This window comes from Halobacterium sp. KA-6 (genome assembly GCF_021029015.1).
GTDB lineage: Archaea > Halobacteriota > Halobacteria > Halobacteriales > Halobacteriaceae > Halobacterium.
On the sequence record NZ_JAJJZH010000001.1, the window covers coordinates 826489 to 842376 of the forward strand.

Consider the following 15888-nt stretch of genomic DNA (forward strand, 5'->3'; position numbering starts at 1 on the left):
CGGCTAGTGGTGGTGTTCGTGGCCGCGGCTGAACTGCCCGGAGAACGCGCGCTGGACGACCTCCGGGAGCGCAGGGTGGACGTGAATCGACTCGCGGATGTCTCGCACGGTGCCGGAGCCGGCTTTCATTGCGACGACGACCTCCTGAATCAGCGTCGAGGCGTCCGGGCCGACGATGTGGCAGCCCAGAATCTCGCCGTCGAGGTTGACGAGCACCTTCACGAATCCGTCGGCGTGCATCGCGTCGCCGCGTGCGGTGTCCGCGAAGTCGTACGTGTTCGTCGCGTACTCGCGGTCCGCGTCGCGGAGTTCGGCTTCGGTCGCGCCGACGCCCGCGACCTCCGGCGACCCGAACACGGCGAACGGCATCGCCGAGTAGTCGACCGGCTCGGGTTCGCTCCCGAAGATGTTGCGCGCGACTGCCTGCGCCTCATGGTTCGCGCTGTGCTTGAGGAGGTACTCGCCGACGACGTCGCCGAGCGCCCACACGTCCTCGACGTCGGTTTCGAGGTAGTCGTCAGTCGCCACGAACCCGCGGTCGTCAGTCTCGACACCCGTCGCGTCGAGGTTCAGCGTGTCCGTGTTCGGCGTGCGACCGGCCGCCACGAGCAGCGCTTCGCCGCTGACGGACACCGACTCGCCGCTCTCGACGACGCCGGCGCCCTCGCCGTACTCGTACTCGCGTGCTTCTAAGGTCACTTCGCCGTCGGCTTGGGAGACGCTCGTCGCCTCGTAGCCCGCGTAGACGTCGGCGCGCTCGGCGAACTGGTCGGTGAACGCCGCCGCGACCTCGCTGTCGGCGTTCGGCAGCAGGTTCGGACGCCGGCCGACGACGGTGACGTCGCTGCCGAACGTCTCGAAGAAGTGCCCGAGTTCCGCCGCGATGTAGCCGCCGCCCACGACGACGAGGTGGTCGGGCGGCGTCTCCAACTGGAGCGCCTCCTGGCTCGTGAGGTAGTCGGTGTCCTCGATGCCGTCGATAGGTGGAATCGCGGGGCGCGTGCCGGCCGCGATTAGTACGGTCCCGGCGCGGATGCGTGCGCCGTCGTCTTCGCCGCCCGAAACCTCGACCTCGTGGTCGTCCACGAATCGGGCTTCGCCCTCGTAGAGCGTGTGCCGGTCCGACGAGCGCAGGCCGCGCCGAATCGAGTCCGCGTCCGCCTGCACCTCCTCGTTGACCTTGCGGACGATGTGTTCGAAGTCCACGTCATTGACTTCGGCGTCGATGTCGAACTCGTCGGCGCGCTCGATTGTTTCGAGCACGTCGGCGTGGTACAACAGGAGCTTCGAGGGGATACAGCCGCGGTTCAGACACGTCCCGCCCAACGGCCCCTTCTCCACGACGGCGACCGACTGGCCCTGATTGGCGGCGACGTTCGCGACGTCCAGCCCGGACCCCGAGCCGATGACGAGAAAGTCGACTTCGTCCATACGCCGCCCACGCGTGCCGGCGTCAAGAAACCGCTTGCCGCCGCGAACCCCGCCGGTTGGCCCGAGAGTTATCCGGGCTGGGGGAGAAGGCGAGCGTAGATGAGCTTCGACTCGGAGCGCGTCACGACGGTGTCCTTCGACTCGTACAGCACGCTCGTGGACGTGGACGCCGCCGAGCGCGCGCTCGCCGACCGCGTCGCCAACCCCGAACCAGTCTCCCGGCTGTGGCGGTCGCGGTCGCTGGCGTACACGTTCGTCGCCAACCAAATCGACGCCTATCAGCCGTTCTACGAGATGAACCGCGACGCCCTCCAGTACGCGCTGGACGTCCACGGCGCGGACGTTACCACTGCGGAGCGCGACGAGATTCTCGCGGTCTACCACGAACTCGACGTCTTCGACGACGTCCGCAGCGGCCTCAAAGCGCTCACCGACGCGGGCTACGACTGCTACGTCGTCTCGAACGGCAACCCCGAGATGCTGGCGTCGATGGTCGACCACGCCGACATCGGCGGCCTCCTCGAAGACACGGTGAGCGCCGACGAGGTGGAGACGTTCAAGCCAGCCGCCGAACTCTACCGCCACGCCGCCGCCCGGACGGGGACGCCAATCGACGAAATCGTCCACGTCACGGCGGGCTGGTTCGACGTGCTCGGCGCGAGCCACGCGGGCATGCAGAGCGCGTGGGTCGACCGGAAGTCGACGCCGTGGGAGCCGTTCGCGGGCGACCCCGACCTCACGGTTTCCGACTTCCACGACCTCGTCGCGGCGCTCTCGGCCTGACTCGCCGCGCGGCGGGCGCGTGGTATCCGCCTCAACCCCGAGTTATTTGTCCCCGCATGACACACTCCGACACGATTAGATGACGACCGAAGAGACGAGCGTCGAGCCGCAGGTGGTCGGCGACGCGCTCGACCGAATCCAGTCCGCCGCGACCGCACTCGGGGTTCCCGCGGAGACGACGGAGACCGCGATAGCGGTGTTCCGCCGCCACCGCGACCAGCGTGCGGCCCACGCGCACAACGTCGCGACGACCGCGGCGGCGTGCCTGTACGTCGCGTGCAAGGTCGAGCGCGTCCCGCGCACGGTCGACGAATTCGTCGACGCGACGGGCGTCGACCGCACGCAGCTCCTGCGGCGCGCGAAGGCGGTGACCAGCGAACTCGGCATCGACCTCTCGGGGTTCGCGGACGCTTCCCAGTACGTCGACCGGTACGCCGACGAACTCGCGCTCCCCGAGGACGTCGCGGACCGCGCGCGCGAAATCGTCGACCACTGTGAGGACGCCGGTATCGCGGGCGGCAAGTCCCCAAGCGGGTGGGCGGCAGCCGCCATCTACAACGCCTCTGTGGAGGCCGACATGAACGTGCGGCAGGACACGCTCACCGAACTGGCGGACGTCACGCACGTCACCATCCGGAACCGCTACAAGGAGCAACGCGAGGTGCTGCGCGAGCGGAACCCGCCGCCAGCGACCGCGGCGGCCGCCATCGACTGGTACCGCGAGTACCTGCCCGCCTCGGACTACGTCGCTGACACGGCGCGCGACCTGCTCGCGTCGGCGGCCGAAATCCACCCCATAGACGACGAGCCGGCCGCGTGGGCCGCCGCCGCGCTCCGCGTCGCCGGGGAGCGCGCGGGCGCGCCAATCGGCATGAAGGCGCTGAAGACGCCCGCAGGCTGCGCTTCGACAGACATCCACGACCGCGCCAGCGACCTCGAGTCGCTGTAGTCAGAACCGTCGCGCGCACTCGAAGGATTCGTCGAGGTTGGCGACGTAACTGTCGTCGCTACTATCGAGGCTGTTCTCGGTGACTTCGTTCGCCGGCCCGTAGGCGTGCACGAACCTCTCGCCACCGGTCGAGATGGCGACGTGGCCGGGGAAGAACAGCAAATCGCCAGCCCGCAGTTCGTCGCGCAGCGGGCAGCGTCCATGCGGTCGGCGACGCGGGCCGGCGTCAAGACTCCTCTGCGAAGACGCCGACGAAGTCGCGCTGCTCGGTCAGAATGTCGGTGTCGAGGTCGGCGACGAGCGTGCGCTCGTCGCGGTTGAGGGCGGAACTGACGGCGCCGTCCGGCCGCACGACGGCGGACTTGCCGGCGTAGTCGACGACGCGGGCGTCCGGGAGGTCGCGGCGGCCGGTACGACCGCAGCCGACGACCCAGCGCACGCCGTCGAGGGCGCGGGCGCGCAGGAGGAGTCGCCAGTTCTCGCTGTGCGTACCCGGCCACGCGCCGACGACGAAGAGGGCGTCGACGCGCTCGTGGGCGAATTCGGCGCTGACGTCCACGAAGTTGAGGTCGTAGCAGGTGACGATGCCGGTCTTCCCGGCGGATGTCTCCACCGTGACGGCGTCGTCGCCGGCGGTGAGCACGTCTGCTTCGCCGCCCCAGAGGTTCCGTTTTCGGTAGAACGTGCGGTCGCCGTCGGGCGTGACGTAGCCGACGGTGTTGTAGTAGTCGTCGCCGGCGTCCTCGACGAAGCCCGCGAGCACGCTCACGTCGTAGTCCGCAGCGGAAGCGGCGAGGCGGTCGAGCGCGTTGCCGTCGCGGGCGAGCGCCGCGTCGTGGACGCGCTCGTCGGCGACAAAGCCCGTGAGCGCGTACTCGGGGAACAGCGCGACGTCCACGCGGTCGTCGAGGCCGGCGAGGCGTTCGCCGACGGTGGCGAGGTTGGCGGGTGGGTCGAGGTCCGCGAGGTCGGTCTGACAGGCGGCGACGGTCGGTGTCGGCACGCCGCGGAGTCGGCGCGCAGCCGGCAAAAAGCCGGCGAACGGCTTTAATACGAATTTGAGTAAAGTCTTTACCTGGGGCGTCCCAATCTCGGGGTATGGAACGAGAGGCCATCCGTCGCCGAGAGCGGCTGTACGTGGGCGGCGAGTGGGTCACGGGGCCGGACACCTTCCCCGTCACCGACCTCGCCGACGGCGGCACGTTCGCCGAAGTCGCGGCGGCCGACGAGGACGCTGCCGACGACGCGCTCGCCGCCGCCGAGGACGCGAAGGTGACGCTCCGAGACACCACGATTCCGCAGCGCTGCGAGTGGCTGCAGGCCATCGCCGACGGCCTGCGCGACCGCAAGACCGAACTCGCGGAAGTCATCGTCCGCGAGGCCGGCAAACCAATCTCGTCCGCACGTGGTGAGGTCGACAGCGCGGCCGAGCGCTTCGAGCGCGCCATCGAGGAGATTCGCCACCTCAAGGGCGAGTACCGTGAGGGCACCACGAGCGGCCACGAGGGTTGGGAGGCCATCGTGAAACACGAGCCGGTCGGCGCAGTGTTGTGCATCACGCCGTACAACTACCCGCTCGCGACGACGGCGCTGCAGGTCGCGCCCGCGCTCGCCGCCGGGAACGCGGTCGTCCTGAAGCCCGCGAGCAAGACGCCCGTGAGCGCCGCCATCCTCACGGAAATCATCGACGAAGTCGGGCTCCCGGACGGCGCGTTCAACTTCGTGCCGGGGAAGGCCAGCGTCATCGGCGACGAACTCGCCGGCGACGACCGCGTGAACGCCATCGCGATGACCGGCTCCTCGGGCGCTGGCAAGCACGTCGCCTACGAGTCCGGGATGGTGAACCTCCACATGGAACTCGGCGGGAACGCGCCCGCCGTCGTCTTCGACGACGCGGACCTCGACGAGGCCGCTGGCGCGGCCGCGAAGGGGTCGCTGAAGTACGCCGGCCAGCGCTGTTCGGCCATCTCGCGCGTGCTCGCTCACGAGTCCGTCCACGACGACCTCGTCGAGCGCATCGACGCCGGGATGGACGACTGGGTGCAGGGCGACCTCTTCGACGAGGACACCGACCTCGGCCCGCTCATCAGCGCCGAGCAGGCGGACTGGGTCGAGGAACTGGTCGAGGACGCCGTCAAGCGCGGCGCGACCGTCGTACGCGGCGGCGGCCGATACGAGCAAGAAGAGGGCGTCCACGTCTTCGAGCCGACGCTGCTGGCAGACGTCCCGCAGGACGCGCGCATCGTCGACGAGGAGCAGTTCGGCCCCGTCTGCGCGGTGACGACGTTCGAGGACGACGAGGAAGCCCTCGAAGTGGCGAATCGCTCGGACCTCGCGCTGGACGCCTGCGTGTTCACGAGCGACTACGACCGCGCGATGCGGATGGCCGAGTACATCGACGCGGGCGCGGTCCGCATCAACGGCGCGCCCTCCCACGGCCTCGGCGACATCCCATTCGGCGGGAACGAGGACTCCGGCATCGGCCGCGAGGGACTGGACTCAACCATCCACGAGTTCGTCCGCAAGAAGTCGATTATTCTATAGTCCGGCGGGTTACCGTCGCGACTACCGCTCCCGCGAGTACGAGTCCGCCAGCGACGGCGAACGCGCCGACGTAACTGAGTTCTGTGGCGAGCAGGCCGCCGACGACGCTTCCCACTGCCGTGCCGAGTCCGCCCAGCGCCGTGTACGCGCCGAGCGCGTCCCCGCGGACTGCTGGCGGCGCGAGTCGTGCGACGATTGTCGTGCCGGTGACGGCGACGACCGCCCACGTCAGGCCGACTGCGACGAACAGCACGACCAGCCCCGGGAGCGCGAGCGCGCCGAGCACGGCCGTGAACGCGACTGCCGGGAACAGGACGACGCGCGCAGCGAGCGCGACGGTCTGGACGACTTCCGGGCTGCGGGCTGCGGCGAGCGAGCCGACGCGCTCGTAGGCGACCGCGGAGGCCGCGCTGGAGACGAGGAACAGCGCGAACACGCTACCCGACGCGAGCCCGAGGTCCGTAGCGAGGTACGACGGGAGCGGACCGAAGAACACCGCGAACCCGGTGAAGAACAGCGTCGCGGCCGCGAGGTAGCCAGAGAGCCCGGGCGTCAGTCGGTTGGCGAGCACGCGCGGGTCAAGCCGGCGCAGCGCCCAGAACGACCGGACGCCGGAGAACGGTGCGAGCCGGGCGGCTCGACCCGCACCGCGCTGGAGGCTCTCGATGGAGACGGTGGCGCGGCCGAAGCGGGCCGCAGAGACGTCCGGCCGGCCGGGTAGCCAGCGCCACGCGAGCACGGTGGCGAGCGCGCAGGCTGCGGCCGAGGCGTAGAAGAACCAGCGCTGAGCGGTGATAGCGGCCGTGTACTGGCCGGCGACGGCGGTCCACGCGGCGCCCGCGAGCAGGCCGGCGAGCCAGCCGTAGCCCTGCCACGCGTTCAGCACGCCGATGCGGCGGTCCCACTCCGCGTCGGGGTGGCCGGAGACGACCAGCAGCGCGAGCACGGGCGCGGCCGCGGCGACGGCGAACTGGAGTGCGGCGTTCGCGGCGACGACCGCGGGCAATGACTCAGCGAGCGGGAGCGCGACGAACGAGACGGCCGAGAGGCCGAGGCTGACGAGGAGGAACGGCCGGTAGCGGCCGGTGCGGGTGGCGAGGTTCCCCCACGCGAGCGCGCCGGGAATGCCGGCGAACGCAGCGGTCGCGGCGACGACGGCGACGACGAACGCGTCCGCGCCGAGCGCGATGGCGTACAGCGGCACGAGCACGGACGAAGCGCCGACGGCGGCGTAGCCGAGACTCCACGCGACCAGCCAGCGGTCCCCGGTGTCGAACACGCCCGAACCCTCGCGGGGCGGGGACAAATCGCTTACGCGACTAGCAGCGGGAGCATCGCGGCGACGCCGACGACCAGCCCGACGAGCAGTTCCCGGTGGCCGCCGTTCGGGAGGCGACGGCCGACCGCGCGCGCTTCGGGGATGAACTCGGTGAGCACGAGGTAGACCATCGCGCCGCCCGCGAACCCGTAGCCGGCGGGGAGCAGCGTGCGCGCGAACTGGACGAACGCGAACGCCAGCACCGCGCCGATTGGCTGGGGGATGCTCGTGAAGACGGCGACGCCGACGAGCTTCCAGCGACGCGCGCCGTGCTCGTGGAGCGGAATCGACACCGCCAGCCCCTCCGGGATGTTGTGGATGGAGATGGCGATAGTCATGAACACCGCGAGCAGCGGCACGGAGAAGCCCAAGACTGGGTAGCCGCCCTCCAGCCCCATGTCGGCGAAGGAGACGCCGACGGCGACGCCCTCCGGGAACGAGTGGACTGTGAGCACGCCCGCGACGAGCACGAGCTTCTCGAAGTCGGCCTGGGCGATTTCCCGGGGTTCGAACTCGTAGTCGTCGATGACGCGACGGGCGACGACGACGAGCGCGACGCCGACGAGCGCGCCCGCGGCGACGTCCAGCGGCGTGCCGTAGTTGAGCCCCTCGCGGAACAGTCCGAACCCGGAGGCGGAGAGCATGATGCCGGAGGCAAGTCCCCAGAGTGCGACGCGCCAGCGGTCGTCGACGTCGTCGACGAAGAAGAACGGGAGCGCGCCGAGGCCGGTGGCGAGATCCGTCAGCAGCCCGGCGAAGAAGACGAACGCGAGCGCACCCGTCAGTTCCATGTGCGGTGGTACGAACGCTCGTGGAATAGTCTTTCCCTTCCTAGAAAGAAAAGTTTGGGAAACCTAAAACCAGCCGAGTGAAGAGGATTCAGTATCACCCTCGGCACATGGACGAACAAACTCGCGTCGCCGCGTTCCTCGACGAGGAGGACCTTCATGCGCCGCCAGCAAACCGCGTGCTCGACCTCGCCAGCGAGGTCGGCGAACTCGCGAAGAACGTCAACGAGTCCACCGACTACGGGGCAAATTCGGGCGCGGACGTCGACCGCGACGAACTCGGGGACGCCTTGTTCTGCCTGCTCGCGCTCGCCGACGAACTCGACTACGACGCGAGTGCCGCGCTCGGCGAGGCGCTCGCGAAGTACGAGGACCGGCTCGCCGACTCCGGGACGGCCGGCTCCGGCGAGTAGGGTTCTCGGCTCGCGGGAGCCGCGGACGGTTTTATGCCCCTGCTGGGCGTCGGTCCACGTGAAGATGGAAGACGACGCAAGCGGGCTGTTCGCGCCCGACAGAGTCGCCGTCGTCGGTGCGACCGACCGAGAGGGGTCTATCGGTCGCGCCATCGTGACGAATCTCGCTGACTTCGACGGCGACGTCGTCGCCGTCAACCCGGGCCGCGACGCAGTGCTCGGCTACGACTGCTATCCGGACCTCCAATCCGCACCCGACGCCGACCTCGCGGTCGTCGTCGTCCCACCGTCGGTGGTTGTCGACGCCGTCCGCGACGCGGGCGAGGCGGGCGTCCGGAACGTGGTGGTCATCACCGCGGGGTTCAGTGAGACCGGCAGCGAGGGCGCGGCCCGCGAGCACGACCTCGCGACCGTCGCCGACGACTACGACCTCAATCTCGTCGGCCCGAACAGCCTCGGCGTGCTCTCCACGCCGTCGGGACTGAACGCGACGTTCGGCCCGTCGAACGCGCTCCCCGGCTCCCTGTCGTTCATGAGTCAGTCGGGCGCGTTCATCACGGCCGTACTGGACTGGGCGAACGACCAGGGAATCGGCTTCAAGGACGTCGTCAGCCTCGGGAACAAGGCCGTCATGGACGAGACGGACTTCCTCCGGCAGTGGCACGACAACCCCGAGACGAACGTCGTGCTCGGCTATCTCGAGGGCATCGAGGACGGCCGCGATTTCATCGACACCGCCCGCGAAGTTACGCAGGACACGCCCGCGGTCGTCGTGAAGTCCGGCCGCACGGAGGCCGGCGCGCAGGCCGCGTCCTCGCACACGGGGACCATCGCGGGCAGCGAGGCCGCCTACGAGGCGGGCTTCGAGCAGGCGGGCGTCGTCCGCGCGGAGAACGTCCAGGAACTGTTCGACTTCGCGCGCGCCCTCGACGGCCTCCCGCTCCCTGACTCCGAGGAGGTCGCGGTCGTCACGAACGCGGGCGGCCCGGGCGTGATGGCAACCGACGCGGTCGGCGACGCCCGACTGTCGATGGCCACGTTCGGCGACGACACGCTCGACGCGCTCTCCGAGTCGCTGCCGGATGCGGCGAACGTCTACAACCCCGTGGACGTGCTCGGCGACGCCGGCGTCGACCGATTCGCGGACGCCCTCGACACCGTGCTCGGCTCCGAGGACGTCGGCTGCGGGGTCGTCGTCGCCGCACCCACGGCCGTCATGGACTTCGGCGACCTCGCGGAGGTGCTCGCAGAGCGACAGGCCGAACACGGCAAGCCCGTGGTCGCGTGCCTGATGGGTGGCGAGCGCACTGAGGCCGCGGCCGACACGCTCTCGGAGGCGGGCATCCCGAACTACTTCGACCCCGCGCGGGCCGTGAGCAGCCTCGACGCGCTCGCCGTCCAGCGCGCCGTCGAGGCCCGCGAGTACGAGGAACCCATCGAGTTCGACGTGGACCGCGAGCGCGCCCGCGAGATTCTCGAAGCCGCCGCCGAGCGGGACTCCCGTCGACTCGGCGTCGAAGCGATGGACCTGCTGGCCGCCTACGGCATCCCGACGCCCGAGGGCGACGTCGTCGACGACCCGGCGGAAGCCGAGCAGGTTGCTCACGACATCGCGGGCGACGTCGTGATGAAAATCGTCAGTCCGGATATTCTCCATAAGTCGGACATCGGCGGCGTGAAAGTCGGCGTCCCCGACGAGGAGGTGCGGGACGCCTACGAGGACCTCGTGACGCGCGCGAAGAACTACCAGCCCGACGCCACCGTCCTCGGCGTCCAAGTGCAGGAGCTGGTGGACACCGAGGCCGGGACGGAGACGATTCTCGGGACGAACCGCGACCCCCAGTTCGGGCCGCTCGTGCTGTTCGGGCTGGGCGGCATCTTCGTCGAAGTTTTGGAGGACACGAGCGTCCGCGTCGCGCCCGTCTCCGAGCGCGAGGCCGACGAGATGATAGATGACCTCGACTCCGCGCCGCTGCTGCGCGGGGCGCGCGGCCGCGAGCCAGCCGACGAGCAAGCAGTCACGGACGCCGTCCAGCGGCTCAGCCAACTGGTCACCGACTTCCCCGCGATACTGGAACTCGACGTGAACCCGCTGCTGGCGACCGCCGACGGCGTGCAGGCGCTGGACGTCCGACTCACCATCGACCCCGACGAACTATGAACACGCTACTGGTCACATCCACGGAAGCAGGCACCGGCAAGACCGCGGTCGCGCTCGCGCTGGCGCGGCTCGCGACCGAACGCGGCGACGACGTCGGCTACATGAAGCCCAAGGGCACCCGGCTGGAGAGCAACGTCGGGAAGACCCTCGACGCCGACCCGATGCTCGCCCGGGAACTGCTCGGGCTCGACGCCGAGATGCACGAACTCGAACCCGTCGTCTACTCGCCGACGTTCGTCGAGGGCGCGATTCGCGGCCGCGAGGATCCCGCGGAACTCCGGTCGCGCGTGCAGGAAGCCTTCGACGGGCTCGCTGAGGGGAAGGACTTGATGGTCGTGGAGGGGGCCGACGACCTCGCGACGGGCGGCATCGTCGACCTCACCGACCCCGAGGTCGCGGAACTGCTGGACGCCGAGGTCGTCGTGCTCTCGCCGTACAGCGAGCCCGGGGACGTCGACGACGTGCTCGCGGCCGCCGACGACCTCGGCGACCGGTGTGCTGGCGTCGTTTTCAACGCCGTCCAGGACGCCGTCTACGACGACGTGGAGACGGACGTCGCGCCGTTCCTCGACGGCCGCGACGTGCCCGTGCTCGGCGTGCTCCCCCGGGACGCGGACCTCGCGGGTGTGACGGTCGAAGACCTCGCGACGGAACTCGGCGCCGAGGTGCTCACCGAGGACGGCGCGGGGACTGACGAGCGCGTCGAACGGTTCCTCGTCGGCGCGATGAGCGGCGAAGCTGCGCTGAGTCACTTCCGGCGCACGAAAGACGCCGCGGTCATCACGGGCGGCGACCGTGCGGACGTCCAGACCGCCGCGCTCGACGCGCCTGGCGTGACGTGTCTCGTGCTCACGGGCGGGCACCGCCCGTCTGGTGCCGTGCTCGGGAAGGCAGCGGAGAAGAGCGTGCCCGTCCTCTCGGTGCAGTCGGACACGCTGACGACCGTCGAACGAGCCGAAGAACTGGTGCGGGGCGGGCGCGTCCGCGACGAGCGCACGGTCGATAGGATGCAGGAACTGCTCTACGACCACGCGGACGTCGACGCGCTACTCGACTAGACGAGGGCGTTCGGCTCGACCCAGACGACGAAGCGGTCGTCGCGGCGGACGACGCCGCGGGTCGTCTCGGAGGCCGCCGAGTCGTCGACGTCGGCGGGGTCGACGGACTCCACCTCGTGAACGTCGTCCACTAACAGGCCCGTGCTCTCGTGCTCGGAGAGGACGACGATGCGGCTGCCGTCCGGCGACCCCTCGACGCCGAGCCGGACGCGCGGGTCGACCACGGTCGTCGTCTCACCGCGGAGGTCGACGACGCCCACGACGTTGGCGTCCGCGTTCGGAATCGCGGTGACGTCCTCGGTCGCGTCCACGATTTCGTCGACGTGCGCGATGTCGATGCAGTAGCGGTCGTCGCCCAGAGAGAACTCCAGCACGTCCGTCTCCGATGTCATGGCGGCGAGTCTGTCGCCGACTGAATTAAGGGTTGGGTCTATGCTATCTAAAGTGTCGTCTTGTAGATTACTCCATCGTGATGTCGGCGAATTCGCCGCCGAATCGGCACGCCGACCCCGACACTCTTTTTTCCCTCCGTATTCATCATCAGTTCGATGGACCCGGTGGACGTGTTGCGGGTACTCGGCAACAAGTACAACGCCGAGATTCTCGAAGCCACGCACGCCCCGAAGTCAGCCCAGGAGCTCAGCGAAGAGCTCGACATTCCAATTGCGACGAGCTACCGACGCATCGAGGAGCTCAACGAACACGACCTCCTCAAACTCGAAGGGAAGGAACTCTCCGACGAGGGCCGCCGCACGAAGGTGTACCGTCGGCAGGTCGACGAAATCACCGTGAAATTCGGCGTCGACGAGACCGACGTCGAAACGACCGAACGCACCGAGGCGAAGAACGCCCTCGTGGACGTCTGGAGCGACCTCCGCTCCGAGCAGTAGGCTCGCAGGCCGCCCGTAGTGGGCGTCGTACGTGCGTAATTCTATAGAATAATAATCGCAGGGTCATCTTTATACGGAGTCTGTGGGACGTGGGTACGAGCCACGCGACCATGCGCCCCATCGAAGCAATCTACCTCGTCTTCAGCGCGACCCTCGCCACCGCCGGCCTCAGCATGGTGGCGTTCGCAGTTCGCGCGTACCTCGACACCGGCCGACACTCGATGATGCACCTCTCGGCCGGCTTCGCGCTGGTCGTCACCGCCGCCATCGGCACGACCGTTGTGGCCTTCGTCACTGACTTCGAGCACACGCGGACGCTGCTGACGGCGAACTACGTGCTCACGACGGCGGGCTACCTCTTTGTCATGTACAGCATCGTCACGCCCGACTAGATCATCAGGCCAAATAGAGCTAGATTTCGTTTGCCGTACCCGGAACGCTTACGCGGCCACCCCGGAAAACCGCGAGCATGCACTGGATGCGATTCCGCGACCCGGCAGGGGCAGTACGACGCGGCGAGTACGAGGACGGCACCGTCTCCTTTGGCGGGCGCACGTACGACGTTGACGACGTCGAAGTACTGCCGCCGGCGGAACCGTCGAAAGTCGTCTGTGTCGGCCGGAACTACGCCGCGCACGCCGAGGAACGCGGCGAGGAAGTCCCCGACCGCCCGCTACTCTTCTTGAAGCCGCCGAACGCCGTGGCCAGCAACGGCGACACGGTCACGCTGCCCGGCGACAACTACATCGAGCACGAGGCGGAGGTCGCGGTCGTCATCGGCGAGCAGTGTCGGAACGTCGCCGTCGAGGACGCCCTCGACGTGGTCGCGGGCTACACGGCCGCCGACGACGTCTCGAACCGCACGGACCAGTCCCAGGAGAAGAACTGGGTGCGCGGGAAGGCCTTCGACGGCGCGTGCCCGCTCGGCCCGGTGCTCGCGACGCCCGACGAAGTCCCCCACGACGCGAGCGTCGAACTGCGCGTGAACGGCGAGACGCGCCAGTCCTCCTCGATCGAGCACTTCATTTTCACCGTCCCCGAGCTCATCGCCGAGATTACGGAGTACATGACGCTCGAACCCGGCGACGTCATCATCACGGGAACGCCCGAAGGTGTGAACGAACTGGAGGACGGCGACAGCGTCGAGGTCGAGGTCGAGGGCGTCGGCACGCTCTCCCACGACGTCGAACGCCGCTGAGGACGAAGGACAACGCTGAAGATTAGGCCGGCCTAAGACTCGGCCGAATGGAGCTGACGCGACGCGACGTGCTCGCCGCGCTCGGCGCCGTGAGTGCCGCAGGCGCAGTCGGCGCTGGCGCGCTCACGCTCTCCCAGCGTGACGACACCGAGAATCCTGTCGGCGACCACGAGATAGCGACGCTCGTCGCGGTCGCGGGCGTCGTCTACCCCAGCGACGTCGAAGGAATCGAGACGTTCGTCCACGAGTACAGCGTCGCCCGCTTTGCGGACCGGCCCGAGTACGCGGCGGGCGTCGCAGACGCCGTCGCCGCGCTCGACGAGTACACGCGGACCTGGCACGACACGGCCTTCGTCGGCCTCGACGCCGACGCGCGCGAAGAGACGCTCTCCGGGATGGAAGTCGACATCGCTGACCCCGTGCCCGAGGGCGCCGAGCGCGAGCGTGTGCGCTACTACCTCGTGAACGAACTGCTGTACGCGCTGTTCTCGACGCCAACCGGCGGCGAACTCGCGGGCATCGAGAACCCGCAGGGCCACCCCGGCGGCACGACGAGCTACCAGCGAGGGCCACAGTGATGCAGCCGAACCGCGAACCCTCTGACCGCGCGGACGTCTGCGTCGTGGGTGCTGGCCCCGCCGGTGGCATCGTCGCGGACAAACTTGCTAGCGAGGGCTATGACGTGGTCGTCCTCGAAGCCGGCCCGCGATTCGACGACGACGAGCGCGAGCAGCGGATGGAGCGCTCGATTCGGCCCGCGCACGGCCCGCACTCGGTCTGGGAGATGGGCGGAGAGCGCGATGCCTACGCGGCGACGGGCGACCGCCACTACCCGCTGAACGCGGCGCGCGTGAAGGGCGTCGGCGGGTCGACGCTCCACTGGCAGGGGATGGTGATGCGCCTGCACGAGCAGGACTTCGCACTCGAGAGCGAGACCGGCGTCGGCGCGGACTGGCCGATTAGTTACGAGGACCTGCGGCCGTACTACGCCGATGCGGAGGAGGAACTCGGCGTCGCGGGCGCCAGCGACAACCCGTTCGCGCCGCCCCGCGAGCAGCCCCACCCGCTACCCGCGTTCCCGCCGAGCTACTCCGACTCGCTGTTCGCCGAAGCCTGCGAGGAGGTTGGCGTGACGACACACTCGGTGCCGAACGCCCGACTCTCCGAATCCCGGAACGACCGGAGCGCGTGCGTGGGCTACGGCACCTGCCAGCCCGTCTGTCCGTCCGGCGCGAAGTACGACGCGACGATTCACGTGACGCGAGCGGAGGAACACGGCGCACGCGTCGTGGACCGCGCACCAGTCCAGCGCCTCGAACACGACGACGCGGGCGAGCGCGTGACGGCGGCCGTCTACGCCACGCCCGACGGCACCGAACACCGCCAGGAGGCCCGCGAGTTCGTGCTCGCCGCAGGTGGCGTCGAGAATCCACGCTTGCTCTTGCTCTCCGAATCCGAGCAGTACCCTGACGGCCTCGCGAACTCCTCGGGGCTCGTCGGCCGGTACTTCATGGACCACCTGTTCGCGGGCGTCGGCGGCACCCTCGACGAACCCACCCGGCAGAACCACGTCGGCTTCAACACCACGGAGAGCCACCAGTTCTACGACCAAGAGGGCGACTCGCGGGGCGCCATCAAACTCGAGTTCCTCAACTACGCCGGCCCCTCACCGGTGGAGATGGCGCTGTCGGGCGACGACTGGGGCGACGCGATGCTCGACCGGATTCAAGATGGCTACGGCACGCACGTTGCAGTGGGTGCGCTCGTCGAGCAGCCCCCGAAGAAGGAGAACCAGATTCGCCTCCATCCCGAGCGCACCGACGACCACGGCAACCCCGTGCCGGACGTGGTGTGGTCGCTCGACGACCAGACGCGCCGGACTCTCGAGCGCGCGAACGAGATTCAGCGCGAGATTCTGGAGGAACTCGGCGCGGACGTTCAGTGGACGGTCGGCCCCGACGCGACGGGACCGGCGTTCCACCACATGGGCACGACGCGGATGGGCGACGACCCCGAGACGAGCGTCGTCGACGCCCAACTACGCACGCACGACCTCGCGAACCTCACGATTCCGTCGTCGAGCGTCTTCCCGACGGGTGGCGCGATGAACCCGACGCTCACCATCGCCGCGCTCGCGTTGAAGGCCGCCGACCACGTCGCCGAGCGCCTCTAAACGAAAAGCAGCGCGAGTTCCCCGCCCACCGTGGGCGGGCGTAAAGCGCGTACGCTCCGCTGCACATTCCGTACGTTCAAGTTGACAGGCAACCATATAGCAGGTACGGGAGCCACGTTATCCGCCTCGCAAAACACCGAGAGGTTGCGCCGGGCTGTGTCGGGCGGTGGTGAAGCCGCCGA

At 69.1% G+C, this 15888-nt stretch carries 17 protein-coding genes; 11 read left to right on the top strand and 6 right to left on the bottom strand.

Translation table 11 applies throughout. From position 1 onward, the window contains the following. Positions 1-3: 3 nt before the first annotated feature. Complete coding sequence (locus LPA46_RS04545) at positions 4-1431, bottom strand: dihydrolipoyl dehydrogenase (RefSeq protein ID WP_230891577.1); 1428 nt, start codon at positions 1429-1431, stop codon at positions 4-6. Positions 1432-1530: 99 nt separating this feature from the next. On the opposite strand from LPA46_RS04545, the gene LPA46_RS04550 reads away from it, so the two are divergent. Both LPA46_RS04550 and LPA46_RS04555 read left to right on the top strand, forming a co-directional pair. After that, positions 1531-2214, top strand: coding sequence for a haloacid dehalogenase type II (locus tag LPA46_RS04550; protein WP_230891578.1), 684 nt, complete (start codon positions 1531-1533; stop codon positions 2212-2214). 79 nt (positions 2215-2293) lie between these two features. After that, positions 2294-3163, top strand: coding sequence for a transcription initiation factor IIB family protein (locus LPA46_RS04555; protein ID WP_230891579.1), 870 nt, complete (start codon positions 2294-2296; stop codon positions 3161-3163). On the opposite strand, the gene LPA46_RS04560 is transcribed toward LPA46_RS04555, so the two are convergent. Together LPA46_RS04560 and LPA46_RS04565 are read right to left on the bottom strand one after the other, a co-directional pair. Further along, positions 3164-3352, bottom strand: coding sequence for an NlpC/P60 family protein (locus tag LPA46_RS04560; RefSeq protein ID WP_330166321.1), 189 nt, complete (start codon positions 3350-3352; stop codon positions 3164-3166). Between the two features lie 37 nt (positions 3353-3389). Beyond that, positions 3390-4166 (bottom strand): carbon-nitrogen hydrolase family protein, encoded by a 777-nt coding sequence (locus LPA46_RS04565; RefSeq protein WP_230891581.1) that lies wholly within the window; start codon positions 4164-4166, stop codon positions 3390-3392. A gap of 95 nt (positions 4167-4261) precedes the next feature. Here LPA46_RS04565 and LPA46_RS04570 point away from each other — a divergent pair, with 95 nt between their 5' ends. Next, positions 4262-5707: an aldehyde dehydrogenase family protein gene (locus LPA46_RS04570; protein ID WP_230891582.1), complete on the top strand. Its 1446-nt coding sequence runs from the start codon at positions 4262-4264 to the stop codon at positions 5705-5707. Here the strand turns inward: LPA46_RS04570 and LPA46_RS04575 are convergent. Both LPA46_RS04575 and LPA46_RS04580 read right to left on the bottom strand, forming a co-directional pair. After that, positions 5697-6986, bottom strand: a complete 1290-nt coding sequence (locus tag LPA46_RS04575; RefSeq protein ID WP_230891583.1) for an MFS transporter — start codon at positions 6984-6986, stop codon at positions 5697-5699. The genes LPA46_RS04570 and LPA46_RS04575 overlap by 11 nt on opposite strands. A gap of 32 nt (positions 6987-7018) precedes the next feature. Then, the gene (locus LPA46_RS04580) at positions 7019-7816 is read right to left on the bottom strand and encodes a ZIP family metal transporter (RefSeq protein ID WP_230891584.1); all 798 of its coding nucleotides are present in this window, start codon (positions 7814-7816) and stop codon (positions 7019-7021) included. A 107-nt stretch (positions 7817-7923) separates the two neighbouring features. Between LPA46_RS04580 and LPA46_RS04585 the strand changes: the two genes are divergently transcribed. The 3 genes from LPA46_RS04585 (at position 7924) to LPA46_RS04595 (ending at position 11445) form a co-directional block, all read left to right on the top strand. Further along, entirely contained in the window at positions 7924-8226 is a 303-nt protein-coding gene (locus LPA46_RS04585; RefSeq protein ID WP_230891585.1) for a MazG nucleotide pyrophosphohydrolase domain-containing protein, read from the top strand. Between the two features lie 64 nt (positions 8227-8290). After that, positions 8291-10387 (top strand): acetate--CoA ligase family protein, encoded by a 2097-nt coding sequence (locus tag LPA46_RS04590; RefSeq protein ID WP_230891586.1) that lies wholly within the window; start codon positions 8291-8293, stop codon positions 10385-10387. Next, positions 10384-11445, top strand: a complete 1062-nt coding sequence (locus LPA46_RS04595; RefSeq protein ID WP_230891587.1) for a phosphotransacetylase family protein — start codon at positions 10384-10386, stop codon at positions 11443-11445. The genes LPA46_RS04590 and LPA46_RS04595 overlap by 4 nt, the downstream gene beginning before the upstream one ends. Here the strand turns inward: LPA46_RS04595 and LPA46_RS04600 are convergent. Then, positions 11442-11837: a chemotaxis protein CheW gene (locus LPA46_RS04600; protein ID WP_230891588.1), complete on the bottom strand. Its 396-nt coding sequence runs from the start codon at positions 11835-11837 to the stop codon at positions 11442-11444. The genes LPA46_RS04595 and LPA46_RS04600 overlap by 4 nt on opposite strands. Positions 11838-11993: 156 nt before the next feature. Between LPA46_RS04600 and LPA46_RS04605 the strand changes: the two genes are divergently transcribed. The 5 genes from LPA46_RS04605 to LPA46_RS04625 all read left to right on the top strand — a co-directional run bounded on the left by LPA46_RS04605 (position 11994) and on the right by LPA46_RS04625 (position 15706). Next, positions 11994-12335: an ArsR/SmtB family transcription factor gene (locus LPA46_RS04605; RefSeq protein ID WP_157499726.1), complete on the top strand. Its 342-nt coding sequence runs from the start codon at positions 11994-11996 to the stop codon at positions 12333-12335. A gap of 89 nt (positions 12336-12424) precedes the next feature. Further along, positions 12425-12727 (top strand): DUF7521 family protein, encoded by a 303-nt coding sequence (locus LPA46_RS04610; RefSeq protein ID WP_442908201.1) that lies wholly within the window; start codon positions 12425-12427, stop codon positions 12725-12727. 77 nt (positions 12728-12804) lie between these two features. Then, the gene (locus tag LPA46_RS04615) at positions 12805-13533 is read left to right on the top strand and encodes a fumarylacetoacetate hydrolase family protein (protein ID WP_230891589.1); all 729 of its coding nucleotides are present in this window, start codon (positions 12805-12807) and stop codon (positions 13531-13533) included. Positions 13534-13580: 47 nt separating this feature from the next. Continuing rightward, positions 13581-14111 (top strand): gluconate 2-dehydrogenase subunit 3 family protein, encoded by a 531-nt coding sequence (locus LPA46_RS04620; RefSeq protein WP_230891590.1) that lies wholly within the window; start codon positions 13581-13583, stop codon positions 14109-14111. Next, entirely contained in the window at positions 14111-15706 is a 1596-nt protein-coding gene (locus LPA46_RS04625; protein WP_230891591.1) for a GMC family oxidoreductase, read from the top strand. The genes LPA46_RS04620 and LPA46_RS04625 overlap by 1 nt, the downstream gene beginning before the upstream one ends. Positions 15707-15888: the final 182 nt, after the last annotated feature.

Excerpts from the sequence above, each read along its gene's own strand:
- LPA46_RS04545 (WP_230891577.1), bottom strand. The coding sequence starts at position 1,431 with ATGGACGAAGTCGACTTTCTCGTCATCGGCTCGGGGTCCGGGCTGGAC.
- LPA46_RS04550 (WP_230891578.1), top strand. The coding sequence starts at position 1,531 with ATGAGCTTCGACTCGGAGCGCGTCACGACGGTGTCCTTCGACTCGTAC.
- LPA46_RS04555 (WP_230891579.1), top strand. The coding sequence starts at position 2,294 with ATGACGACCGAAGAGACGAGCGTCGAGCCGCAGGTGGTCGGCGACGCG.
- LPA46_RS04570 (WP_230891582.1), top strand. The coding sequence starts at position 4,262 with ATGGAACGAGAGGCCATCCGTCGCCGAGAGCGGCTGTACGTGGGCGGC.
- LPA46_RS04580 (WP_230891584.1), bottom strand. The coding sequence starts at position 7,816 with ATGGAACTGACGGGTGCGCTCGCGTTCGTCTTCTTCGCCGGGCTGCTG.
- LPA46_RS04585 (WP_230891585.1), top strand. The coding sequence starts at position 7,924 with ATGGACGAACAAACTCGCGTCGCCGCGTTCCTCGACGAGGAGGACCTT.
- LPA46_RS04590 (WP_230891586.1), top strand. The coding sequence starts at position 8,291 with ATGGAAGACGACGCAAGCGGGCTGTTCGCGCCCGACAGAGTCGCCGTC.
- LPA46_RS04595 (WP_230891587.1), top strand. The coding sequence starts at position 10,384 with ATGAACACGCTACTGGTCACATCCACGGAAGCAGGCACCGGCAAGACC.
- LPA46_RS04600 (WP_230891588.1), bottom strand. The coding sequence starts at position 11,837 with ATGACATCGGAGACGGACGTGCTGGAGTTCTCTCTGGGCGACGACCGC.
- LPA46_RS04605 (WP_157499726.1), top strand. The coding sequence starts at position 11,994 with ATGGACCCGGTGGACGTGTTGCGGGTACTCGGCAACAAGTACAACGCC.
- LPA46_RS04615 (WP_230891589.1), top strand. The coding sequence starts at position 12,805 with ATGCACTGGATGCGATTCCGCGACCCGGCAGGGGCAGTACGACGCGGC.
- LPA46_RS04620 (WP_230891590.1), top strand. The coding sequence starts at position 13,581 with ATGGAGCTGACGCGACGCGACGTGCTCGCCGCGCTCGGCGCCGTGAGT.
- LPA46_RS04625 (WP_230891591.1), top strand. The coding sequence starts at position 14,111 with ATGCAGCCGAACCGCGAACCCTCTGACCGCGCGGACGTCTGCGTCGTG.